Below are 24261 nucleotides of genomic sequence, written 5' to 3'. Positions count from 1 at the left end.
GACCTGTTGCTCGACCGGATCACCGAGGTGTGCGAGGCCCGGCACGAACGGACCAGGATCCGGCGGCTGCGTGACCACCTCGTGGTCACCCATCCGGAGGACGGGTTCGTCCGGCAGACCATGATCGGCGCTCACGTCGGCGAGCTGACGGCGGAGGACGCCACCGCGTTCGTGCGGCAGGCGCACGCCACCGAGCTGGCGGCGGAGCTGGTCCACCAGGGGCCGCCGCCGTCACGCGCGCTCCGCGAGGACCTGATGCGGCGCGGCGTGCGGCTGCGCAGCTTCACCGAGTTCCAGGGGCTGCTCGACCTGTCCGGCTACGTGGCCGAGCAGACGGCCAGGCTGACCGCCGACCGCCGCTACCCGCCCGAGCTGTACGTCCCCCAGCGCTACCGCGAGCTCGACCGGCCCGGCGGCCAGGTCAAGGCGGGGCTGACCGACGAGCTGATGCGGCTGCTCTCCGCCGACCACGGCCGGTTCCTGCTGCTGCTCGGCGACTTCGGCCACGGCAAGACGTTCGCGCTGCGCGAGCTGGCCCGGCGCGTCCCGGCCGAGCTGCCCCACCTGACGCCGATCTTCATCGAGCTGCGCGCGCTGGACAAGGCCCACTCGGTGGACGGGCTGGTGGCGGCCCACCTGGCCAACCACGGCGAGGAGGTCATCGACCTGAAGGCGTTCCGCTACCTGCTGCGTCAGGGGCGGATCGTGCTGCTCTTCGACGGGTTCGACGAGCTGGTCACCCGGCTCACCTACGACCGGGCGGCCGACCACCTGGCGACGTTACTGGCCGCGGCCGAGGACAAGGCGAAGATCGTGGTCGCCAGCCGTACCCAGCACTTCAAGTCGCACAGCCAGGTGCTGACCTCGCTCGGCGAGATGGTCGGCGTGCTGCCGCAGCGGCGGGTGCTCGCCCTGGAGAACTTCACCCGCGACCAGATCCGCTCCTACCTGCGCAACCGCTTCGACGCCGCGGACGAGGCCGCCGCCCGCATGTCGCAGATGGAGGGCATCGAGGACCTGCTGGCGCTGGCCAGGAACCCGCGCATGCTGAGCTTCATCGCCGACCTGGACGCCGACCGGCTGCGCACGGTCGCCGAGGCCCGCCACACCATCAGCCCGGCCCTGCTGTACGAGCAGATCCTGGAGGCGTGGCTGGCCTTCGAGGAGCAGCGGGCCAGGGTGCCGGGCTCGGCGGCCACGCTGACCAAGGACGAGCTGTGGCAGGCGGTGACGGCGCTGGCGCTGCGGCTGTGGGAGACCGGCGAGTCGCTGCTCGGCATCGACGACCTGACCGAGATCGCCGGGACCCTCGCCGGGCTGGCGGGCGGGCAGCTCACCCCCGCGCACACCGCGCACGCCATGGGCTCGGGCAGCCTCATGGTCCGCACCGAGGAGGGCATGTTCGGCTTCATCCACACCTCGGTGATGGAGTGGCTGATCGCCCGGCACGTCGCGGCGACGCTGGAGGACGCGCCGGTGGCGCTGTCGCGGCGGCCGCTGTCGGCGCTGACCGTCGAGTTCCTGTGCGACCTGGCGGAGGTGCGGGCGCTGCGCGCGTGGGCGGCCGACCCGCCCGCCGACGACGTGGCCAGGGCCAACGCCGTGAAGATCGCGGCCCGGCTGCGTACCCCGGCCAGGGCCGACCTGCGCGGCGCGAACCTCAAGGGCGAGGACCTGTCGGCCAGGGACCTGCGCGAGGTCGACCTGACCGGCGCCGACCTGACCGAGGCGACGCTGGCCGGCACGAACCTGTCCCGGGCCGTGCTGCGCGACGCCCGGCTGATCGGCGCGCGGCTCGACGGCGCGGTGCTCGCCGGAGCCGACCTCACCGGCGCCGACCTGTCGGGGGCGCGGCTGGCCAGGGCCGACCTGAGCGACGCCGCCGTGTCCGGCGCCCGCTGGCACCGCGCCGCGCTGATCCACGTGCGCGGCACCCTGCCCCGCCTGCCGGGCGCGGCCGTGGTGCCCGGCCAGCCGGTGGAGACCCAGCTGTCGCCGGCCGAGATCGGCGTCTCGTACGGCTATCACTTCCAGACCAGCCGGCTGCCCGAGCCGATCGCCTACAGCGCCGACGGCGTGACGATCGCGATCGGCAACGACGACGGAGGGGTGCTGCTCTGCGCCGGCGGGCTGCCGGTGCGGACGCTGCAGGGGCACGCAGGGCGGGTGTACGCGGTCTCGTTCTCCGGCGATCTGCTGGTGAGCGGCGCGAGCGACGGCACCGTGGTGCTGTGGGACGCGCTGACCGGCGAGCGGCTGCGCACGCTGACCGGACACCCGGACGGCGTCTGGCCGGTGCGGCTCAACCGGTCGGGCGAGCTGCTCGCGGTGGGCGGCGGCGACGGCGTGGTGCGGGTGTGGGACACCGCCACCGGCGAGCCGGTGCACCTGCTGGCGGGACACCAGTCGCCGATCTACACGGCCTCGTTCGGCGGTTCGGCGCTGGTGACGGGCGACTCGGCGGGCGTGGTCCGGGTGTGGGACCTCACCGACGGGGAGATCGTCACTACCCTGGACGAGCACCGCGGCGCGGTCTACCGGGCCGTGCACGCACCCGGCGGCGCGCTGCTGGCCACCGGCGACGAGGCGGGCACGCTGCGGCTGTGGGACACCCGCACGTGGGAGCGCCTGCACGCGCTGACCGGGCACCGCGGCAGCATCTACGCCGTCGCCTTCTCCCCCGACGGCTCGCTGGTGGCCACCGGCGACACCTCCGGCGACGTGCGCCTGTGGGAGACCTCCGGCGAGTTCCGCGGCCTGCACACCACGCACGCGGCGGCCGTCTACCAGGTGGCGTTCTCGCCCGACGGCGGCACCCTGGCCACCGGCGACTCCGGCGGCGTGGTGCGGCTGCAGACCGTGGGCGGCCCGCAGCGCACCGAGCTGACCGGTCACCGCAGCTCGGTCTGGCCGTTCGTGTGGCGGCCCGACGGCGGGCAGCTCGCCACCAGCAGCAACGACGGCACCGTCCGGCTGTGGGACCCGCACTCCGGCCAGAGCCAGCGGGTGCTGCGCGGCCACGGCAGGCGCATCACCTCCGTGCGGTTCAGCGCCGACGGCACGATGCTGGCCACGAGCGGCAACGACGGCGTGGCCCGCATCTGGGAGCCGCGCACCGGACGCAAGCTGCACGAGTTCACCGGCAGCTCCGACCGGCTCATCTCCGCGCTCTTCTCCCCCGCCGGGCCGCTGCTCGCCGCCTCCAGCAACGACGGCGGCGTGCACTTCTGGAACGTGACGACCCAGGAGTACGAGCGCGAGCTCAACACCGAGACCGACCACGTCTGGGCCGAGGCGTTCAGCCCCGACGGCACCATGCTGGCGACCGCCAACGACGACGACAGCGTGCGCGTCTGGTGGCGCTCGACGGGCCGGCTGGTCACCAACCTGGCCGACCACCGCGGCCGGGTCCGCTCGATCGCCTTCAGCCCTGACGGCCGCTACGTGGCCACCGGCTGCGACGACCGGCGGGTACGGATCTGGCACGTGGAGTCCGGCGGCCGGGTGGCCACCCTCGACGGGCACACCGACCGGGTGTACGCGGTGGCGTTCTCGCCGTCGGGGCGCCTGCTGGCGAGCGCCGGCAACGACGGCCGGGCCCTGGTGTGGGAGCTGCGGCCGGGCCAGCCGTGGCACCCGCTGCTCAGGCACACCCTCGACGGCGGCGCCGGCCGGCTGTGGAGCGTCGCCTTCAACGCGGCCGGTGACCGGCTGGCGACCGGAGGCGACGACGTGGCCGTGCGGGTGTGGGACGCGGAGTCGGGGCGGCTGCTGCGCCGGCTGACCGGCCACGCGCGGCGGGTCTGGTCGGTGGCCTACAGTCCCCGGTCCGACCTGCTGGCCACGGCGGGCGACGACGGTGTGGTCATCCTGTGGGAGGAAGACCGGCGGCTGGTCACGCTGCTCGGGCTGCCGGAGGGCTGGGCGGCGCTCGCCCCCGACGGCCGCTACAAGGTGTACGGCGAGACGGCCGGGCAGTTCTGGCATGTCGTGGGCATGTCACGGTTCGAGCTGGGCGAGCTGGACGCCTACCTGCCCGGGGTGCGCCAGGTGCCGCTGGACGCGCCGTTCTAGCCGCGGGCGGCGCGTTCGAGCAGCTCGGACCAGATCTCGTCGACCCGGGCGTCGAGGTCGCCGAGCGACCCGTCGTTGGGGATGACGAGGTCGGCGACGGCCAGCCGGTCCTCGCGGCTCGCCTGGGCGGCGATGCGGGCCTTGGCGTCCCCTTCGCTCATGCCGCGGTGCTCGGCCAGCCGGGCGAGACGCACCACGTCGGCCGCGTCGACCACGATGACCATGTCGTACATGCCCGCCAGGCCGTTCTCGGCCAGCAGCGGCACGTCGTAGACCACGATCGCGTCGTCGGGCGCCTGGCTGTGCAGCTCCGCGACCCGCTCCCCCACCAGCGGGTGCACGATCGCGTTGAGCGCGGCGAGCTTCTCCTGGTCGGCGAAGACGATCGAGCCGAGCTTCTCCCTGTCGAGGGAGCCGTCGGGCCGCAGCACCTGGTCGCCGAAGGTCGCCACCACCCGGGCCAGGCCGGGGGTGCCCGGCTCGACCACCTCGCGGGCGATCTTGTCGGCGTCGATGATCACGGCGCCCTTGGCGGACAGCCTCCTGGAGACCTCGCTCTTGCCCGAACCGATGCCGCCGGTGAGCCCTATTTTCAGCACAGCGGCAGCCTACCGGGCGGTCAACGCCTCAGGTGGACGAGCGTCAGGTGGTCGTCCATGCGCTCGCGGCGGGTCTCGCGGTAGCCCAGGCGGCGGTAGAGGCGCAGGTTTCCCTCCGACAGATGGCCGGTGAACAGGTCGAACGCCTCCGCCTCCGGCACCCGCTCGTGCAGCGCCCGCAGCAGCGCCGTGCCCAGGCCCTGCCCCTGCCGGTCGGGGGCCACGACGAGGCGGCCCACCAGGCAGGTCGTGCCCGCCAGGGTGCCGCGCACCGCGCCGACGATCCGCCCGCCGTCGATCCGCCCGCCGTCGATCCGCCCGCCGTCGATCCGCCCGCCGTCGATCCGCCCGCCGTCGATCCGCCCGCCGTCGACCGCCTTGAGCGTGACGCCGGTCTCGATGGCCTTGCGGACCTGCTGGAGGGACTCCACCAGCGGCGGGATGTACGGGTCGCCGTAGAGCTGGGCCTCGCTCACGTACGCCGCCCGCTGGAGGGTCAGGATCTCGCCGGCGTCGCCGGGCTCAGCCCGCTGGATCTCCACGCCGAGCACCCTACACGCCCCCCGGCCCCGAGCCCTGCCTGCGACCACCGCCCCGGACCAGTCCGGGCCACTCTCATCCCGCCCGCTGTCCGCTTCCCATGCCCCACCGGCCGCACGCCCGCTCTCGGCCTCGCCCCGTGCGGCCGACACCCCTCTATCGACGCCTCAGATGCCCCATACCGCCCGGAAGGAGCGGCCCCCTGCCCCCTTTTGCCCCTCGGCGGCCTCAGGTCGCCTGGGCGCCACGTCGGCGCCTTCGGCCGGACGTGGTGCCCTTGCGGGCGGAGATACCGCCGGACAGACCCCGCCCTGGGCCTTGACCGGGCGTGGGCGTGCGAAAGGCCCCGCACGAGTGGTGCGGGGCCTTTCGATGTGCTGCTTACCTACAGGCGATCAGCTCTGGCCGCCCGCGAGCTTCTCGCGGAGGGCCGCCAGGGCCTCGTCGGAGGCCAGGGCGCCGCCGGCCGGGGCCGACTGGCCGCCGCTCTGCTGGCCCTGCGGCTCGCCGTAGGACGTGGGGGCCGCCTCGCCCGCCTCGGCCTCGGCCTTGCGAGCCTCCTCGATCTGCTTGCGGTGGGCCTCGTAGCGCGTCTGGGCCTCGGCGTACTGCCGCTCCCACTCCTCACGCTGCTTGTCGAAGCCCTCAAGCCACTCCCCGGTCTCCGGGTCGAAGCCCTCGGGGTAGATGTAGTTGCCCTGGTCGTCGTAGGTGGCCGCCATGCCGTAGAGCGTCGGGTCGAACTCGACCTCGGCGCCGACGCCCTCGTTGGCCTGCTTGAGCGACAGGCTGATGCGGCGACGGTCGAGGTCGATGTCGATGATCTTCACGAAGATCTCGTCGCCGACCTGGACGACCTGCTCCGGGATCTCCACGTGGCGCTCGGCCAGCTCGGAGATGTGGACCAGGCCCTCGATGCCCTCCTCGACCCGGACGAACGCGCCGAACGGCACCAGCTTGGTGACGCGGCCCGGCACGACCTGGCCGATCTGGTGGGTGCGGGCGAACTGCTGCCACGGGTCTTCCTGGGTCGCCTTGAGCGACAGGGAGACGCGCTCGCGCTCCATGTCGACGTCCAGGACCTCGACCGTGACCTCCTGGCCGACCTCGACGACCTCGGAGGGGTGGTCGATGTGCTTCCAGGACAGCTCGGAGACGTGGACCAGACCGTCGACGCCGCCGAGGTCCACGAAGGCGCCGAAGTTGACGATCGAGGACACGACGCCCTTGCGGACCTGACCCTTCTGAAGGGTGTTGAGGAACGTCTGGCGAACCTCGGACTGGGTCTGCTCCAGCCAGGCGCGGCGCGACAGGACCACGTTGTTGCGGTTCTTGTCGAGCTCGATGATCTTGGCTTCGAGCTCGCGGCCGACGTACGGCTGCAGGTCGCGGACACGGCGCATCTCGACGAGGGACGCCGGGAGGAAGCCGCGCAGGCCGATGTCGAGGATGAGTCCACCCTTGACGACCTCGATGACGGTCCCGGTGACGATGCCGTCCTCGTCCTTGATCTTCTCGATCGTGCCCCAGGCGCGCTCGTACTGAGCACGCTTCTTGGACAGGATCAGGCGGCCCTCCTTGTCCTCCTTCTGGAGAACCAGGGCCTCGACGTGTTCGCCGACCTCCACGACGTCAGCTGGGTCGACATCGTGCTTGATCGAAAGCTCACGCGAGGGGATGACTCCCTCGGTCTTGTAGCCGATATCGAGAAGGACCTCGTCTCGATCGACCTTGACGACGGTGCCCTCGACGATGTCGCCGTCGTTGAAGTACTTGATGGTCTCGTCGATCGCGGCGAGGAAGGCTTCCTCGGACCCGATGTCGTTGACCGCTACCTGCGGGGTGCTCGAGGTGGCCTCAGTGCTGGACGTCATGTGTGGAATTGCTCCGAACGCGGACAGGATGTCGATGTGGCGGACGCGCGGCAGGCCCTCTTCCGCATCAAGCCGAGGAATTACGACGTCGACGTGACCGAGCGCGAGCCCGCTCCGTCTGAGGCGCGCGCGAGCCCACAGCGCAGCGATCAGCATATGAGACCAAGGCGACGGGGTCAATCCAAGCAGCACATCGGCTGCGGCCCCCGGCGGCTAATAGGCGTTGATCCGCAGACCGCGCCTGGCGCCGATCTTACCCCTAAGCCGGGCCGGAACGGAGATCCGATCAGGGTCACCGTCGGAGACGTAACGCTCACCGGGGTGCTTGTTCAGCCACTCCAGCCAGTGCTGGGAGCACCACTTGCGGCACTCTCCCTTCTTGGCGTTGCTCTGGATCCGCTGGATCGCGCCACGATCGAATTTTTTCGCGTAGGGCGAAAGCGAGGGCTCCGCCCCGGCCAGAAAGACCCCGTCGAAGTCGTACCGGGTGCCCTGCCACGTCCCGGTGCGCGCGGCCTTCTTCTCGCGCGGCATGGATCCGTACGGCAGCGCCATGGTCCTGGCCGGGCCGGCGCCGAGCCGTACGAGCAGGCGTTCCTGCTTGGCCACCTGCTTGCGGACCTTCGCGGTGGGCAGCGCCCGCAGGTTGGCGTGGCCCCAGGTGTGGTTGGCCACCTCGAACCCGTTGCCGGTCAGCCACCGCACGGCCGCCTCCTGCTCCCGCTCGGTCCGCAGACCGAACGGGGTGTGGTTGATCCAGAAGGTGGCGACGGGCCGGAAGCCGTCGTGCTTGGCGGCGGTCTCCATGATGATCGCCACCGCCGTGTCGCGCTTGACGTTGCCGTCGGCGTCCAGCCCGAAGTGGCTGGCATGGCCGTCGTCGAAGGTGAGCACGACGGGGAACTTGCCGGCCGGCACCCGGATGTCGCCGGCGGCGAACTCCCTGGCGCTGATCGGCACGTAGCCCTGCCGGGCGAGCTGGTCCAGCTCCCGCCGCAGCTGGCCGGGGGTGCGGTCGATGGAGGCCTGCCGCTTGGCCACGATGCGGTGGTACATGAGCACCGGCACCTTGCCGAGCTCGTTGGCCTTCACCTCGCGGGCGGACTCCGGCGTGGCGACGATCCCGGGCGGGGGCGTCGTCTCGACGGCGGCGGTGGTCGGCCCGGGGGACGCGCGCTGCGGCGACTTGACGACCTGGGGCGTGCCGGGCTCGCCGGGGATCACCAGGAGCCCGATGATCGCGACCGCCACGACCGCGACGTTCGCCGACGCGACGAGCCGCTCGAGGAACGATGTGGACCGCACAGAACTCCCGTGCCACTCGGGGGAACGAACCCACAAGGGTAGTGGAGGCCATGGCGCCCCTAGATCACTCCCCTGCTTGGGGAAGCGAGCTGCCCGTCAAAAACGGACAAAATCGGCCAAAGAATCAGTGACCGGCGTCCTCCCAGGTGCGTCCCACCCCCACCGACACCTCCAGCGGCACCCGCAGGTGGTAGGCGGCGTTCATCTGGTCGGTGACGAGCTGCCGGAGCGTCTCCAGCTCGCCGGGCGCGACCTCGAACAGCAGCTCGTCGTGGACCTGCAGCAGCATCCGCGAGGAGAGCCCCTCCTCCCGGAGCGCCTGGTGCACGTGGAGCATGGCGACCTTGATGATGTCGGCGGCCGAGCCCTGGATGGGGGCGTTGAGCGCCATCCGCTCGGCCATCTCCCGGCGCTGACGGTTGTCGCTGGTCAGGTCGGGCAGGTAGCGGCGGCGGCCCATCATGGTCTCGGTGTAGCCGTTGGTGCGCGCCTGACGGACGATCTCCTGGAGGAAGTCGCGCACGCCGCCGAACTCCTGGAAGTACTCCTCCTTGAGCGCCCTGGCCTCGGCGACCGGAATGTTGAGCTGCCCGGAGAGCCCGAAGTCGGACAGCCCGTAGGCCAGGCCGTAGTTCATCGCCTTGATCCGGGCCCGCAGCTCGCCGTCGATCTGCTCGGGCGGCAGGTCGAACACCCGGGCGGCGGTCGCCCGGTGGAAGTCGTGGCCCGACTCGAAGGCGGCGATCAACGACTCGTCACCCGACAGGTGGGCCATGATGCGCAGCTCGATCTGGCTGTAGTCGGCGGTCAGCAGCGTCTCGTAGCCCTCGCCGACGACGAACCCCTGCCGGATGCGGCGGCCCTCGGAGGTGCGGATCGGGATGTTCTGCAGGTTGGGCTTCTCGGACGACAGCCGCCCGGTCGCCGCGATGATCTGGTTGTAGGTGGTGTGGATGCGGCCGTCGTCGGCGATCTCCTTGATCAGGCCCTCGACGGTCGTGCGGAGCCTGGTCTGGTCGCGGTGGCGCAGCATGATGACCGGCAGCTCGTGGTCGGTCTGGGTGGCCAGCCAGGCGAGCTGGTCGGCGTCGGTGCTGTAGCCCGTCTTGATCTTCTTGGTCTTGGGCAGGCCGAGCCGGACGAACAGAATCTCCTGCAGCTGCTTGGGCGAGCCCAGGTTGAACTGCTCGCCGACGGCCCGGTGGGCCTCCTCGACGGCGTGCTTGACCGCGGCGCCGAACTCGGCCTCCAGGCCCGCGAAGTAGTCGCGGTCGACGGCGATGCCGGCCCGCTCCAGCTCCGCCAGCACGGTCAGCAGGGGCAGCTCGACCTCGGTGAGGAGGTGGGTGCCGCCCCGGCCGGCCAGGAAGGTCTCCAGCGCCTCGGCCAGCTCGCGCACCGCATGGGCGCGCAGCGCCAGGTCCTTGGCCGGGGCGTCCTCGTCGTCGCCGAACAGCGCGGCCTGGCCGTCGGACTCCTCCTCGGCGCGCAGGTCGCGGTGGAGGTAGCGCCGGGCGAGGTCCTCCAGGGCGAACGTGCGCTGGCCGGGCATCGCCAGGTAGGCCGCCAGGGCGGTGTCGCAGGTGAGGCCGCGCAAGTCCATGCCCTGCGCCCACAGCGCCAGGAGCGGGCCCTTGGCGTCGTGGACGGCCTTGGGCCTGGACTCGTCGGCCAGCCAGGCGCGCAGCGCCTCCTCGTCGGCCTGGGTGAGCTTGGCCGGGTCGATGTGGGCGGCGGTGCCGTCGGGCGAGGCGACGGCGATGGCGTCGACGCGGCCGGTGCCGCCGCCGTAGGCGCCCTTGAAGGCCAGGCCCGCGCGGCCCGCCGGCAGGGCCGACAGCCAGCCGGACACCCGGTCGGGGCCGAGGATCACGGTCTCGACCTCGAAGCCCTGCTCGGGCTCCAGCTCGCCGGTGCCGAGCGTCTTGAAGACCCGCTCGCGCAGCTCGCCGCGGATCTGCAGGGTGTCGAACAGCTTGTTGAGCTCCTCGCGGTCCCACGCGCCCTGCTGGAGGCCGGCGGGCTCGACCTCGACCGCCACGTCGCGCAGCAGCTCGGTGAGCCGGCGGTTCATCAGCACCTGGGCGACGTGCTCGCGCAGCTTGTCGCCGACCTTGCCCTTGACCTCGTCGACCCGGTCGACCAGGGCGGTGAGCGAACCGTACTCGCGCACCCACTTGGCGGCGGTCTTCTCGCCGACGCCGGGGATGCTGGCGAGGTTGTCGCTGGGGTCGCCGCGGAGCGCGGCGAAGTCGGGGTACTGCTGCGGGGTGAGGCCGTACTTCTCCTGCACCGCCTCGGGGGTGAAGCGGGTCATGTCGCTGATGCCGCGGCGGGTCATGAGCACCGTGACGTTGTCGTCGACGAGCTGCAGCGCGTCGCGGTCGCCGGTGACGATGAGCACGCTCATGCCTTCAGCGGAGGCGCGGGTGGCCAGGGTGGCGATCAGGTCGTCGGCCTCGAAGCCGGGCTTGGACAGCCGCGGGATGCGCAGGATGTCGAGCAGCTCGAAGATGAGCTGCATCTGGCCACGGAAGTCCTCGGGGGTCTCGACCCTGTTGGCCTTGTAGGCGGAGTATTCCTCGTGCCGGAACGTCGGCTCCGAGCGGTCGAACGCCACCGCGATGTGCGTCGGCTGCTCGTCGCGCAGGATGTTGGTCAGCATCGACGTGAACCCGTAGACCGCCTCGGTGTGCTGACCGTCGGTGGTCATGAGGTTGGCGTCCTTGAGCGCGTAGAAAGCGCGGTAAGCCAGGGAATGCCCGTCGAGCAACAGCAGGCACGGGCGGCTGGGGGTCACTTCACTCTTCGGCACACTGGCAGCCTAGTCTGCGACTGCGACAGAAAACCCGAGCTGGAAAGAGTGGAGGCGTCCCCTTGACGCAGATCGACCCCTCGACCGACCCCTGGACCGACCCCGCCGTCGCCCTGGAGGTCGCCCGCACCAAGACAGGTCTGCTCGCCGACCGCATGGGCATCGAGTTCCTGGAGGCCTCGGCCGAGCGGGTGGTGGCCCGCATGCCGGTGGAGGGCAACACGCAGCCGTACGGGCTGCTGCACGGCGGCGCCTCGGTGGTGCTGGCGGAGACGGTGGGCTCGACCGGGGCGGCGCTGCACGCGGGACCCGGCAAGGTGGCGGTCGGCGTGGAGATCAACGCCACCCATCACCGCTCGGCGACGTCGGGCTTCGTCATCGGGGTGGCCACCCCCCTGCACGCGGGGCGGACGCTGGCGACCTACGCGATCGAGATCACGGACGAGGACGGACGTCGGATCTGCACCTCTCGTCTCATCTGTATGCTGCGTGACGCCTGACCTTCGCCGAACTTTTGCCCGACCTTTGCGCATGCACCCCAGGGGTCGCTACCGTGGTGTGCCCTAGAGCCCGCGGGGAGGCCGAGTAGATAACAGGTGAGGCCGGGGAAGCCTTGCATGGCCCCAAAGGCCCCCTTCGGGCTCTTTCACCCCTCCACCGATTCGTTGTCCAGCCGTCATCATCGTCTGCCAGGTGCATCCCTCGATTACGCCCCTGACCTGCCGCCTTTGTTTCCTCACATGAGTGACACACACATGTCACTAAATGGTGACGAAGGATACTGAACCGGGCGTACGCGAAATAAGCTCCCGCCAGCATCCCAGTCGTGCCTGCGATGCCCGCGTGTCGAGATGGAGGGGCAAAACCCCGCCTTGACCTATCTGAGGGAGCACCATTGCGCAGAGCCGTGATCGCGTTCACGGCCTTCCTGGGTGGACTCATCCTGTTGCTCGCCGCTCCGGCCCACGCGGCCGAACCGGAACAGAGCCTGAGGGGAACACTCAACTTCCAAGGCCAGCCAGTGAACGGCGTGAAGATCGTGGTGACCACCGAGAGCGGGCAACCCGTTCAAGAGGTCACCAGTGACGCCAAGGGCACTTGGGAAGTGCCGATCGACCAGCCCGGCTCGTACAAGGTCACGCTGGACACCGCCACGCTCCCGCAGAACATGGCGATCCGCGGAGGCAACAACCAACGAGCCCCGACCGTGTACGAGGGCAACCCGACCACCGTCCTGTTCGCGCTGACCGCCAAGGGCGAGGACGGCGCGGCGGCGCCCGACGAAGGAGGCGGCAGCAGCGCCTTCTGGCAACGCGCCGCCCAGCTGACCTTCGAAGGGTTCAACCTGGGCCTGATCATCGCCCTGGCGGCGCTCGGCCTGTCACTCATCTACGGCACCACGGGGCTGACGAACTTCGCCCACGGCGAGCTCGTCACCCTGGGAGCCTTGCTCGCCTATCTCGTCAACGTCCCGTTCGGGCTGCACATCATCCCGGCCGCCGTCATCGCGGTCATCCTGGCCGGCGGGCTGGGCTACGCGCAGGACCGGTTCTTCTGGGGCGGGCTGCGCAAGCGCGGCACCGGCATCATCGCCGCGATGATCGTCTCGATCGGCGTGGCGCTGTTCATGAGGTACCTGTTCCTCATCCTCTTCGGCGGCGAGACCCAGTCGTACGCCCAGTACAACGCCCAGGCCGGCATCGAGATCGGGCCCATCTCGGCCACGCCGAAGAACCTCATCTCGATGGGCATCGAGCTGACCGTGCTGATCATCGTCGGCATCGCCCTGCTGCGCACCCGTACCGGCAAGGCCGCCCGCGCCGTCGCCGACAACCCGGCGCTGGCCTCGTCCTCGGGCATCAACGTCGACCGGATCATCCGCATCATCTGGACCGGCGGCGGCGCCATCGCCGCGCTCGCGGGCATCATGCTCGGCCTGTCGCAGAACCTGAAGTACACGATGGGCCAGGAACTGCTGCTGCTCATCTTCGCCGGAGTCACGCTCGGCGGCCTCGGCACCGCCTTCGGCGCGCTGGTGGGGTCGATCATCGTCGGCCTGTTCATCCAGATCTCGACGCTGTGGGTGCCACCGGAGCTCAAGAACGTCGGCGCGCTGGCCGTCCTCATCCTCGTGCTCCTCTTCCGGCCGCAGGGCATCCTCGGCCGCCGAGAGCGGATCGGCTGACCGGGGGAATCATGAACTGGGACATCATCCTCTCCACCACCGTCAAGGCCGCCGTCGGCGTCGAGACGGTGTGGTACGCGCTCGCCGCCATCGGCATCAACATCCACTTCGGCTACACCGGACTGCTCAACTTCGGCCAGTCGGCGTTCCTCGCCGTCGCGGGTTACGGCCTGGCCGTGACCGTGACCACGCTCGGGCTGCCGTTCTGGATCGGCATCGGGGTCGGCCTGGCCGCCGCCGTGCTGCTCGCCATCCTGCTGGGCATCCCGACGCTGCGGCTGCGGGCCGACTATCTGGCCATCGTGACCATCGCCGCGGCGGAGATCGTCAGGCTCATCTTCCGCTCCGTGGAGTTCAAGGACGTCTTCGGCGGCTCCGACGGACGGCGCGGCTTCTCCCAGGGGTTCTACGACATCAACCCCTACCCGCAGGGCACCTACGGGTTCTGGCCGCTGAGCTTCAACGAACGCGAGATGTGGGTGCTCAGCGTCGCCTGGGCCCTGATCGCGATCTCCTGTCTCATCGTCTACCTCCTGATGAAGAGCCCGTGGGGCCGCGTGATCAAGGCCATCCGCGAGGACGAGGACGCCGTGCGCAGCCTCGGCAAGAACGTGTTCTCCTACAAGATGCAGTCGCTGATCCTCGGCGGCGTGCTCGGCTGCCTGGGCGGCTTCATCTACGGGCTCGCCACCGGGTCCGTGCAGCCCGACATCTTCGGCACCGAGACCACGTTCTTCGCGTACACGATCGTCATCCTGGGCGGCGCCGCCCGCGTGTTCGGCCCGGTGGTCGGCGCGTCGATCTTCTGGGTGCTGCTGGTGCTCGTCAACGGCCTGCTCACCGGCGCGGTGCAGTCCGGTCTCCTCCCCTTCATGGACATCACGCAGGTCGGCCCGTTCCGCTTCCTGCTGGTCGGGCTGGGGCTGATCCTCCTGTTGGTCTACCGGCCGCAAGGTATCTTCGGGGACAAGAGGGAGCTGGCGATCAATGCACGCTGAGACCACCACCGACCGCAAGGCCGCCGCGCTGGCGGTCTTCAAGGACATGCCGCGCGAGCCGGGCGTGGCCAAGCCCGACCCGATCCTCGTGGTCGACAACGTCGTGCGCCGCTTCGGCGGCCTGACCGCCGTCGACGTCAAGCACGTGGAGATCCAGCGGGGCTCCATCACCGCGCTCATCGGCCCCAACGGCGCGGGCAAGACCACGTTCTTCAACCAGCTCACCGGGTTCGACACCGCCGACTCGGGCGAGTGGACGTTCAACGGGCGGCGGATGAACGGCGTGCCGGCCCACAAGGTCGCCCGCGCCGGCATGGTCCGCACCTTCCAGCTCACCAAGGCGCTGTCGCGGCTGACCGTGCTGGAGAACATGCGGCTCGGGGCGCAGGGCCAGTCGGGCGAGAGCTTCTGGCAGGCGCTGCTGCCCTTCATCTGGCGGAGCCAGGAGGACGAGATCACCTCTCGGGCCGACGAGCTGCTGGCCAGGTTCAAGCTCGACGCCAAGCGCGAGGACTTCGCCGGCTCGCTCTCGGGCGGCCAGCGCAAGCTGCTGGAGATGGCCCGCGCCCTCATGGTCAAGCCGGAGCTGGTGATGCTCGACGAGCCCATGGCCGGCGTCAACCCGGCACTCACCCAGTCGCTCCTCGGCCACGTCAAGGACCTGCGCGAGCAGGGCATGAGCGTGCTGTTCGTCGAGCACGACATGGACATGGTGCGCGACATCAGCGACTGGGTGATCGTCATGGCGCAGGGCGCCGTCATCGCCGAGGGCCCGCCGGACACCATCATGTCCGACGAGCGGGTCATCGACGCCTACCTGGGCGCCCACCACGACGCGCCGCTCACCGAGAGCGAGCTGGAGCAGCAGCTCCAGGAGGCCGAGGAGGCGCTCGAGGCCGAGATCGAGGAGGACAAGAAGTGAACGCCGTCCCCGAGTCCGAGTCCGAGTCCAAGGCCGCCGTCACCGACCGCGGCGACCACCTGCGCGGCGCCGAGAACGCCGTGCTCCGCTGCGACGAGCTGATCGCCGGCTACCTGCCGGGGGTCAACATCCTCAACGGCTCCGACCTGTACGTCGCCGACGGCGAGCTGATCGGCATCATCGGGCCCAACGGAGCCGGCAAGTCGACCCTGCTCAAGGCCATGTTCGGGCTGGTCAACATCCGCAGCGGCACGGTGACGCTGAAGGGTGAGGACATCACCAACATGAAGGCGCACCAGCTGGTCTCCCGCGGCGTCGGCTACGTCCCGCAGACCAACAACGTCTTCCCGAGCCTGACTATCGAGGAGAACCTGGAGATGGGCGCCTACCAGGCGCCCGCCAAGTTCAAGGAGCGCTTCGAGTTCGTCTGCGAGCTGTTCCCCGCGCTCAAGGAGCGGCGCAAGCAGCGCGCCGGCTCCCTGTCGGGCGGTGAGCGGCAGATGGTGGCCATGGCCAGGGCGCTGATGACCGAGCCGTCGGTGCTGCTGCTGGACGAGCCCTCCGCGGGCCTGTCGCCCAAGCTGCAGGACCTCGTCTTCATCCAGGCCCAGCAGATCAACAAGGCCGGCGTCACCATCATCATGGTGGAGCAGAACGCCCGGCGCTGCCTCCAGATCTGCCACCGGGGCTACGTCCTCGACCAGGGACGCAACGCCTACACCGGCACCGGACGCCAGCTCGCCAACGACCCCAAGGTCATCGAGCTGTACCTCGGCACCCTCGCCAAGGCGTAGATCGGTCACCCGAACGGAGAAGGGGCTTCACCCGGGCCCCTTCTCCGTTCTTCAATGTCCGGGTGAATCGTATTCTGGCGCTCGCGCTCCTGCTCCCCGTCCTCGCCGCCTGCCGGCAGGCTCCCGCCGCCGGCGGCTCGTACAGCACGGGCGGCGACCCCGACGACGCCCCGTGCGCGCGCGTGGTCTCCGCCATCGGGTACGCGGAACTGCTGCTGAAGCCCGCCGGCCAGGAGGACGCGCAGCACTTCGAGGACGCCGTGCTCGGCCGTCTCGCCGAGGTGCGCGGCATCACCCTCCAGTTCGGCCCCCGGCTGCCCGCCTCGCTCGGCGACGCGGTCCGCACGGTCGAGGCCACCACCGAGAGCCTGTCCACGGCGGCCGTGCCGCGCCCCCGGCAGGTGGCCCTGCTCAAGGAGTACCGGACCGCGGCCGAGCGGATCGAGCGGACCTGCGGCTGAGCACGTGAAAGGGCCCCGGTCCTCAGGGGGGAGGGGACCGGGGCCCTGATGGTTCAGCCGAGGGGCTGTCAGCCCTCGATGTTGCCCGTGCGGTACTCGAGCGCCTTGGTCGGGTACTTGTTGTCGTCGCCGTACTCGTAGATGCCGATGGTGGCGACGGCCGGGTCACCGGCGTCGTTGAACTCGACCGGACCGCTCACGCCGTCGTAGTCGATGTCCTTGCCGGCCTTGAGCAGCTCGACGCAGGACGGGAAGTCCTTGCACTTCTCGCCGCCCTTGCTGACCTCGGCCAGCTTGGCCGCGATGGCGGTGCCCGCGTCGCTCTTGGCGGCCTCGGCGGCCAGGGCGATCAGGTTGGCGGCGTCGTACGACTCCGGCGCGTAGCTGAAGTCCTCGAGGTCGGGGTTGATCTCGAGGAGCTTCTTCTGGAAGTCCTCCGGCGACGCGGCGCCGGGGATGGTGCCCTTGACGCCCTTCAGCGTGCCCTTGGGCATCTTGACGTAGTTGGTGTTGGAGGTGTTGCCGTCGACCATGTACCACTTGTGCTTGTCGGCCGGCAGGCCCTGCTTGACCAGCTCGTTGATGACCTTGGCGGTCTCCTCGAAGCCGATGAGGACGACGGCCGCGGGGTTCTTCGCCTTGATCTTGGCGATGTCGGCCGCGAACTCGGCCGCCTTCGGGTCGTAGTCGACCCGCTCGACCACTTCGGCGCCGCCGTCCTGGACGGTCTTGGCGACCTGGTCGGCCAGGCCGGTGCCGTAGGAGTCCTGCATGGCCATGATGGCGACCGTGGCGTTGCCGTCGGCCACGATCAGGTCACCGAGGACGCGGCCCTGCAGCTTGTCCGGCGGGGAGGTGCGGAAGTAGAGGCCCTGGTCGGCGATGGTGGTGAACTTGTCGGAGGTGTTGGCCGGGGAGAAGTGCACGACGCCCGCACCGGTGATCTTGTCGATCACCGTCTCCGACACCGACGAGGAGGCGGCGCCGATGATGGCGTCGGCCTTCTGCGCCAGCAGGTTGTCGACCGACTGGGAGGCGATGTTGGTGGTGGTGTCGCCGGAGTCGGTGTGGATCTTGCCGACTTCCTTGCCGAGCACGCCGCCGGCCTCGTTGATCTCCTTGACGGCCAGGTCGACGCCCGCGAACTCGGGCGGGCCGAGGAACGCCAGCGACCCCGTCTGCGGCAGCAGCGTGCCAAGGGTCAGCGTGCCGTCGCCCTGGGCCGCGGGGGCCGCGGACGAGGGCGCAGCCGAGGCGGGCGAGGATGGCGCGGCGGTGTCGCTGCCACCACCGCAAGCTGTCAGAGCGAGGCTGGTGGCAGCCACGACAGCCAGCACCCGTCCCACGGGAGCAATGCGGACCATGAAGTAATCTCCTTCATTCCAGGCCGGGATCCGTCAGCACCGCCGAGCGTTCCCGATCGAATGGTGGAAACGTACAAAATGCCTGCATGGTGATGCCAGGGCAGCGGCGCAACTGTCGGCACTTGGATGCGGAGTCGTAATCAGTCCTCAACTTACGCTCGCGATCGGTGCGTGTTTAGTCTGCGGTGAGTGAAGCGCATCATGGCCCTCTCGCTCTCGACCGCCCTCCTCGCCGGCTGCTCCGGCGCCGACCCGTCCCCGTCCGTGACCGAGCCGCCGCCCGGGGTGTCGGTCTCCCTGGCGCAGTGGCGTTCCGACGAGCCCGTGCACAGAATGCAGGTGGCGGTCCGGAACACCACGGGGACTCCGGTGCACTTCGCTGACGTTCAGCTGGTGACCGCATCGTTCGCCGCCTTAGCCCCGGAGAAGGTGAACATCACCGTCGCGAAGACCCAGCGGACGGACCTGCCCATCCCGTACGGCCGAGCCCGCTGCCTGCCCGACCGCCTCCCCGAGGCGCAGCCGGCCACCGTCGTCGCCCACGTGCGCGTCGGCGACGAGCAGAACCCCCGCAAGGTCGTCTTCCCGGTCCCCCATCCCGACCCGCTGCTGGCGCGGCTGCTGCGCGACGAGTGTTCGGAGCACCTCATCAAGCAGGCGGCCGACATCTCCTTCGGCCCCGAGTGGAAGCGCGTGGGCGACGCCATGCACACCACCCTCACCCTCACCCGCCGCGGCAAGGGCGCCGTGACCGTCCACCGCATCGACGGCACCACCCACTACATCGCCGCCCCCGTCACCGAGGGGACGCCGATCGCCGAGCTGGACGACACCGCCCGCAGCGTCCAGGCCGCCGTCCAGCTCACCCCGGGGCGCTGCGACCCGCACGCCTTCGCCGAGGCCAAGAAGGCCTTCCTCTTCCCCGTACGGGCCAGCGTCGACGGCGGCGCCGAGCGCGTCGTCATCGTCGTGCCGCCCGAGGACGTCCAGCACCGGCTCATCGAGTACGCGCTCGACGTGTGCGGGCTGCCCACCTCCTGACCGGCGAGCGCGACCGGGGCCCGGCCGGGGCGCTCAGCTCCGGTCGGCCGCGTCGTCGATGACGATCTGCGCGACCTCGCGCATGCTCAGCCGCCGGTCCATCGACGCCTTCTGGATCCAGCGGAACGCCTGCGGCTCGCTCCACCCGTGCTGCGTCATCAGGCGGCCCTTGGCCCGCTCGACCAGCTTGCGCGTCTCCAGCCGCTCGGTGAGGCCCGACACCTCGGCGGCCAGCGCCACCATCTCCTCATGGCGGCTCACCGCCATCTCGATCGCCGGCACCAGGTCGGACTTGGTGAACGGCTTGACCAGATAGGCCATCGCCCCCGCCTCCCTGGCCCGTTCGACCAGGTCGCGCTGGGAGAAGGCGGTGAGGATCAGGCACGGCGCGATGCGCTCGGCCACGATCCGCTCCGCCGCGGAGATCCCGTCGAGCACCGGCATCTTGACGTCCAGGATGACGAGATCGGGCCGCAGCTCGGTGGCCAGCCGGATGGCCTGCTCCCCGTCCCCGGCCTCCCCCACGACGACGTAACCGTCCTCCTGGAGCATCTCCTTGAGATCGAGGCGGATCAGCGCCTCGTCTTCCGCGATCACCACTCGTCGCTGCGTACTCACGAGCAGAAGAGTACCGATGTCCGGTAGATTAGATCCACGTCGGCCCAGCACCGCGACCCTGGAGTCGCGCCCCGTGCGGCGGTCGGCGCTGCCGCCCCGATAGACCAATCGGCAGAGTCGATGGACTCAAAATCCATTCAGTGTGGGTTCGAATCCCACTCGGGGCACTTCCCCGCCGCCTCCGGCTTCCCCTGCGGGACCGGCCGCGGCCGCCCCTCCCCGTGGACCCCGTCCCTTCCTGGTCAGAGGCATAGCCCGCCGATGATCGGTAATGAAACGGGTGTGGTGGTTTCTGGAGGTGGGTGCCGTGGGGTTGAGCGCGAAGGAGCGGGCCACGTTCCTGGCGGAGCCGCATGTGGCCGCGGTGGCGGTCGACGCGGGCGCGGACCGGGCGCCGCTGAGCGTGCCCGTCTGGTACGACTACGAGCCGGGCGGAGACGTCGAGTTCCTCACCGGCCGTGACTCGCGCAAGGCCGTGCTGATCGCGAAGGCGGGCCGGTTCGCGCTGCTGGTCCAGCGGACCAGCCCGACCTACCGGTACGTGTCCGTGGAAGGGCCGGTCGTCTGGTCGGGCCCGACGACGCTGGAGCAGCTCACCCGGATCGCCGCCCGCTACCTCCCGATCGAGGCGGTGCCCGGCTACGTCGAGGGGTCGGACCTGAGCGCGCTGGTGACGTTCAGGATGCGGCCGGAGCGCTGGCTGTCGGCCGACCTGGGCGCGCTCTGAAGAGGCCCGTCACGGTATTTTGAGGCACGTGACTGCTATCGATCCCACCGTGACCGGCGCCGGCGGCGTCGGCCTGGCCACCATAGCCGCCGACGGCACCGTACTCGACACCTGGTTCCCCGCGCCCGAGCTGGGCGACCCGCCCGCGACGGGCACCGAGCGGCTCGCCGCCGAGGCGGCCGGCGAGTTCGCCGGCCTGGTGGGGCCCGATCCGGCGCGCGGCGTCGAGGTCGTGGCGGTGCGCACCGGCATCGCCAAGCTCTCCGATCCCCCGGCCGACGCCCACGACGCCTACCTGCGGCTCCACCTGCTGTCGGCGCGGCTGGTGCGGCCGCACGGGCTGAACCTCGACGGCTTGTTCGGCAAGCTCGCGAACGTCGTGTGGACCAACCACGGGCCGTGCGCCGTGGCGGGCTTCGAGGCGACGCGGGCGCGGCTGCGCGCCAAGGGGGCGGTCACGGTGTACGGGATCGACAAGTTCCCGCGGATGGTCGACTACGTGGTGCCGTCAGGGGTGCGCGTCGCCGACGCCGACCGGGTCCGTCTCGGCGCCCACCTGGCCAACGGCACGACGGTGATGCACGAGGGGTTCGTCAACTTCAACGCCGGCACGCTCGGCGCGTCCATGGTCGAGGGCAGGATCTCGGCCGGGGTCGTCCTCGGCGAGGGCTCCGACCTGGGCGGCGGCGCCTCCATCATGGGCACCCTCTCCGGCGGCGGCAAGGAGGTCGTCTCGGTCGGCGAGCGCTGCCTGATCGGCGCGAACGCCGGCATCGGCATCTCCCTGGGCGACGACTGCGTCGTCGAGGCCGGCCTGTACGTGACGGCCGGGACGAAGGTGCGCCTGCCCGGCGGCGACGTGGTGAAGGCCAGGGAGCTGTCGGGGCGCGACGGGCTGCTGTTCCGCCGCAACTCCGAGACCGGCGCCGTGGAGGTGGTGGCCCGCCAGGGCACCGGCGTGGAGCTGAACGAGGCGCTCCACGCCAACTGACGCAGGGTGCGGTGGGGGCCAGGCCGCGAGCGCCCGGCCCCCCGGGCCCTAGTTGCCGTGGGAGACGGCGGAGCCGATCGTGTGGACGCGCAGGGCATTGGTGGAGCCGTGGCTGCCGGGCGGCGAGCCGGCGACGATGACCACCTTGTCGCCCTTCTCCAGGCGGTTCAGCGACAGCAGGGACGCCTCCACCTGCCGGACCATGTCGTCGGTGTGGTGCACGAACGGCACCTGGAACGTCTCCACCCCCCAGGTGAGCGAGAGCTGGCCCCGCACGTGGGGGGAGGAGGTGAAGGCGAGCAGCGGGATCGGCGAGCGGTAGCGGGCCAACCGGCGGGCCGTCTCGCCGGACATGGTGAAGGCCACCAGCGCCTTCGCCCCGACGATGGCGCCGACCTCGGCGGCGGCGCGGGCGATGGCGCCGCCGGTGGTCTCCGGCATGCGCTCCAGGGTGTGGGTGGCGTGCAGCGACGACGCCTCGGCGGCACAGGCGATGCGGTCCATCGTGGAGACGGCCTCGATCGGGTAGTTGCCGACGGAGGTCTCGCCCGACAGCATGACCGCGTCCGCGCCGTCCATGACGGCATAGGCGACGTCGGAGGCCTCGGCGCGGGTGGGGCGGGGGGCGTTCATCATCGAGTCGAGCATCTGGGTGGCGACGATGACCGGGCGGGCCTTCTCGCGGCACAGCTCGATGATGCGCCGCTGGACGATCGGCACCTGCTCCAGCGGCAGCTCCACGCCCAGGTCGCCGCGGGCGACCATGATGCCGTCGAAGGCCTCGACGATCTCGGGGAGGCGCTCGACCGCCTGCGGCTTCTCGATCTTGGCGAGGAGGGGGAGGCGGACGGCCTCCTGCTCCATGATGTTGCGCACGACGTCGGCGTCGGAGGGACGGCGGACGAACGACAGCGCGATCATGTCGAACCCGGTGCGCAGCGCCCAGCGCAGGTCGGTCTCGTCCTTGTCGGTCAGCGCGGGGGCGCTGACGTTGACGCCGGGGAGGTTGAGGCCCTTGTTGTCGGAGATCATGCCGCCGATGACGACGCGGGTGACGACCCGCTCGCCGTCGACGCGGGTGACCTCCAGGACGAGCCTGCCGTCGTCGACCAGGATGGTGTCACCCGGGCGGACGTCGTTGGACAGGCCCTTGTAGGTGGTGGAGACCTGCTCGCGGTCGCCGGGCACGTCCTCGGCGGTGATCGTGAAGACGTCGCCGAAGCCGAGCCGGACCGGGCCTTCCTCGAAGCGGCCGACGCGGATCTTGGGACCCTGCAGATCGGCGAGGACGCCTACACCGCGGCCGAGATCGGCCGCGACCTCCCTGACCCGGTCGAAGACCTCTCTGTGCATGTCATGGTCGCCATGGCTGAGGTTGAACCGTGCGACGTCCATGCCCGCGGCGATGAGATCGCGCAGGCGTTCGGGGGAGGACGTGGCTGGGCCTAGGGTGCAGACGATTTTCGCGCGACGTGTCACGCGTCCTACCTTAATTGGTACAGACCACTTGGCAGTCAAGGTCTCGGGAGAACGTACCCGGCATCTGCGTCACGGTTCGAAGGTCGCCGCCTCCAGGGCGTCGACGAGGCCGTGGCCGAAGAAGCCGTTCCTGTCCGGCCCGCCTTCGCACAGGTGGGTCTCCTTCTCCCCGTACACGTCGTAGACGAACGCGCGGGGGCTCGGGCACGCGGCCGGCGTGGCCGTCTCGTACAGGTACTTCTCGACGGTGGCGGGGGCGAGGGTGACGCCGCCGGGGCCCGGGCGGCCGAAGCGGCTGATGAGGATGGCGGCCACGCCGGCGGCGTGCGGCGCGGCCATCGAGGTGCCCTCCAGGTACTGGTAGTAGGCGCAGGTGCCGCCGGTGCAGTCGCGCACGACGTCCGCGCCCTTGGGCTTGCCGTCGGCGTCGATGCGGCCCTTGGCGCGCAGCGCCTTCTCGGGGGCGGCGGCGAGGATGGTGCGGTTCGCCGAGGCGCCCTTGCCGTCGAGCGAGTCGCCGCCGGGCGCGGCGAGGTCGGCCTGTTCGACGCCGTAGTCGCTGTAGACGGCCTTGCGGCCGGAGGAGCCGACCGAGGCCACGGAGATGACGCCGTCGGACTCCGCCGGGACGTTGAGGCAGGTGTTGTCGACGCGGCGGACCTTCTCCTCGCCGCGCGGGTAGCCGGGGCTGTCGTCGTCGGTCTTCGGCCGCCCGAGGTCGGTGGCGCCGTTGCCGAGCGCGGAGATGAGCGTGACGCCCTTGTTCCTGGCGTAGTCGAGGGCGCGCTGCATGCCGGTGATGATGGCGCGCTGTTCGAGCTGTTCCTTCTTGCTGTCGGACGGGTTGGCCGCGCAGTTGAACAGCCACGGGTCGACGTAGTAGCTCATGTTGACCACGTCGACGCCGATGTCGCCGGCGTAGGTCAGCGCGTCGAGGCTGGCCTTGAGGAAGAAGAAGCCGGAGTCCTGGCCGGCCCGGATGTTGACGAGCTGGACCCCGGGGGCCACGCCGGCGATGCCGACGCCGTTGAGCGGTGAGGCGATGGTGCTGGCGACGTGCGTGCCGTGGCCGTCGTCGTCCTGGTCGACGGGGTCCTTGCAGCCGGCGGCCTCGCAGGGGCCGTCGAGGTTCTCCCCCTTGTCGTCCTTGGGCCGGTCGGTGACGAAGTTGCGGCTGAGCTCGCGGTTGAAGTTGGGCGCGATGTCGGGGTGGGTCCCGTCGATGCCGGTGTCGATGACGCCGACCAGGACCTTCTCGGTGCCGGGCGCCTTCTGGTTGGCGCGGTCGGCGCCGATCATCCGCATGTCCCACTGGCGGCCGGCGAGCGGCTCGCCCGTGCCCTTCTCGCTGAAGGCGGACGCGTCGGGGAACACCGTGGCGGGGACCGTGGTGGCGGGGACCGTGGTGGCGGGGACCGTGGTGGCGGGGACCGTGGTGGTGCGCCCGATGGCGCGGTCGGCGGCGACGCCCCCC

The 24261-nt window shown here is 70.7% G+C and carries 19 protein-coding genes and 1 tRNA gene; 11 read left to right on the top strand and 9 right to left on the bottom strand.

Features of this window, described 5'->3' with window-relative positions:
• Positions 1-4074: NACHT and WD40 repeat domain-containing protein (locus OUY22_RS24130; RefSeq protein WP_270157407.1), on the top strand; the 4074-nt coding region annotated here is incomplete at its 5' end.
• Here the strand turns inward: OUY22_RS24130 and coaE are convergent.
• The 5 genes from coaE to polA all read right to left on the bottom strand — a co-directional run bounded on the left by coaE (position 4071) and on the right by polA (position 11207).
• On the bottom strand, positions 4071-4673 hold the full coding sequence (gene coaE / locus OUY22_RS24125; protein WP_270157406.1) for a dephospho-CoA kinase: 603 nt from the start codon (positions 4671-4673) through the stop codon (positions 4071-4073). The genes OUY22_RS24130 and coaE overlap by 4 nt on opposite strands.
• A gap of 20 nt (positions 4674-4693) precedes the next feature.
• Positions 4694-5215: a GNAT family N-acetyltransferase gene (locus OUY22_RS24120; RefSeq protein WP_270157405.1), complete on the bottom strand. Its 522-nt coding sequence runs from the start codon at positions 5213-5215 to the stop codon at positions 4694-4696.
• A 393-nt stretch (positions 5216-5608) separates the two neighbouring features.
• Positions 5609-7087, bottom strand: coding sequence for a 30S ribosomal protein S1 (gene rpsA / locus OUY22_RS24115; protein WP_270157404.1), 1479 nt, complete (start codon positions 7085-7087; stop codon positions 5609-5611).
• 213 nt (positions 7088-7300) lie between these two features.
• The gene (locus OUY22_RS24110; RefSeq protein ID WP_270157403.1) at positions 7301-8392 is read right to left on the bottom strand and encodes a polysaccharide deacetylase family protein; all 1092 of its coding nucleotides are present in this window, start codon (positions 8390-8392) and stop codon (positions 7301-7303) included.
• A gap of 124 nt (positions 8393-8516) precedes the next feature.
• Positions 8517-11207 (bottom strand): DNA polymerase I, encoded by a 2691-nt coding sequence (gene polA, locus OUY22_RS24105; protein WP_270157402.1) that lies wholly within the window; start codon positions 11205-11207, stop codon positions 8517-8519.
• A 155-nt stretch (positions 11208-11362) separates the two neighbouring features.
• Here polA and OUY22_RS24100 point away from each other — a divergent pair, with 155 nt between their 5' ends.
• From OUY22_RS24100 to OUY22_RS24075, 6 genes are all read left to right on the top strand, one after another.
• Positions 11363-11707 carry a PaaI family thioesterase gene (locus tag OUY22_RS24100; RefSeq protein WP_270157409.1) on the top strand — a complete coding sequence of 115 codons (345 nt, stop codon included), beginning with the start codon at positions 11363-11365 and terminating at the stop codon, positions 11705-11707.
• 530 nt (positions 11708-12237) lie between these two features.
• Positions 12238-13392 carry a branched-chain amino acid ABC transporter permease gene (locus tag OUY22_RS24095; protein ID WP_270157401.1) on the top strand — a complete coding sequence of 385 codons (1155 nt, stop codon included), beginning with the start codon at positions 12238-12240 and terminating at the stop codon, positions 13390-13392.
• Positions 13393-13403: 11 nt separating this feature from the next.
• Complete coding sequence (locus tag OUY22_RS24090) at positions 13404-14390, top strand: branched-chain amino acid ABC transporter permease (protein ID WP_270157400.1); 987 nt, start codon at positions 13404-13406, stop codon at positions 14388-14390.
• A 46-nt stretch (positions 14391-14436) separates the two neighbouring features.
• On the top strand, positions 14437-15312 hold the full coding sequence (locus tag OUY22_RS24085; RefSeq protein ID WP_270157408.1) for an ABC transporter ATP-binding protein: 876 nt from the start codon (positions 14437-14439) through the stop codon (positions 15310-15312).
• Positions 15309-16106 (top strand): ABC transporter ATP-binding protein, encoded by a 798-nt coding sequence (locus OUY22_RS24080; protein ID WP_270157398.1) that lies wholly within the window; start codon positions 15309-15311, stop codon positions 16104-16106. The genes OUY22_RS24085 and OUY22_RS24080 overlap by 4 nt, the downstream gene beginning before the upstream one ends.
• Positions 16107-16168: 62 nt before the next feature.
• Positions 16169-16567: a hypothetical protein gene (locus OUY22_RS24075; protein WP_270157396.1), complete on the top strand. Its 399-nt coding sequence runs from the start codon at positions 16169-16171 to the stop codon at positions 16565-16567.
• 68 nt (positions 16568-16635) lie between these two features.
• On the opposite strand, the gene OUY22_RS24070 is transcribed toward OUY22_RS24075, so the two are convergent.
• A complete protein-coding gene (locus OUY22_RS24070; protein WP_270157395.1) occupies positions 16636-17931 on the bottom strand; it encodes an ABC transporter substrate-binding protein in 1296 nt (431 codons plus the stop codon).
• A gap of 189 nt (positions 17932-18120) precedes the next feature.
• Between OUY22_RS24070 and OUY22_RS24065 the strand changes: the two genes are divergently transcribed.
• On the top strand, positions 18121-18972 hold the full coding sequence (locus OUY22_RS24065) for a putative periplasmic lipoprotein (RefSeq protein WP_270157394.1): 852 nt from the start codon (positions 18121-18123) through the stop codon (positions 18970-18972).
• A gap of 33 nt (positions 18973-19005) precedes the next feature.
• Here OUY22_RS24065 and OUY22_RS24060 read toward each other — a convergent pair whose 3' ends face one another.
• Positions 19006-19590 (bottom strand): ANTAR domain-containing response regulator, encoded by a 585-nt coding sequence (locus OUY22_RS24060; protein ID WP_270157393.1) that lies wholly within the window; start codon positions 19588-19590, stop codon positions 19006-19008.
• Positions 19591-19683: 93 nt separating this feature from the next.
• On the opposite strand from OUY22_RS24060, the gene OUY22_RS24055 reads away from it, so the two are divergent.
• From OUY22_RS24055 to dapD, 3 genes are all read left to right on the top strand, one after another.
• Positions 19684-19757: transfer RNA gene (locus OUY22_RS24055), tRNA-Leu, on the top strand.
• A 140-nt stretch (positions 19758-19897) separates the two neighbouring features.
• Positions 19898-20317, top strand: coding sequence for a pyridoxamine 5'-phosphate oxidase family protein (locus OUY22_RS24050; protein ID WP_270157392.1), 420 nt, complete (start codon positions 19898-19900; stop codon positions 20315-20317).
• 28 nt (positions 20318-20345) lie between these two features.
• A complete protein-coding gene (gene dapD / locus OUY22_RS24045) occupies positions 20346-21308 on the top strand; it encodes a 2,3,4,5-tetrahydropyridine-2,6-dicarboxylate N-succinyltransferase (RefSeq protein WP_270157391.1) in 963 nt (320 codons plus the stop codon).
• A 48-nt stretch (positions 21309-21356) separates the two neighbouring features.
• On the opposite strand, the gene pyk is transcribed toward dapD, so the two are convergent.
• Positions 21357-22787 carry a pyruvate kinase gene (gene pyk / locus OUY22_RS24040; protein WP_270157390.1) on the bottom strand — a complete coding sequence of 477 codons (1431 nt, stop codon included), beginning with the start codon at positions 22785-22787 and terminating at the stop codon, positions 21357-21359.
• Positions 22788-22856: 69 nt separating this feature from the next.
• The coding region (locus OUY22_RS24035; RefSeq protein ID WP_270157389.1) for a S8 family peptidase at positions 22857-24261 on the bottom strand (1405 nt) is incomplete at its 5' end.

The sequence above is a fragment of the Nonomuraea corallina genome, from assembly GCF_027620315.1.
Lineage (GTDB): Bacteria > Actinomycetota > Actinomycetes > Streptosporangiales > Streptosporangiaceae > Nonomuraea > Nonomuraea corallina.
Note: the sequence above shows the minus strand (reverse complement) of the source record. Positions and strands in the feature narration are given on the sequence as shown.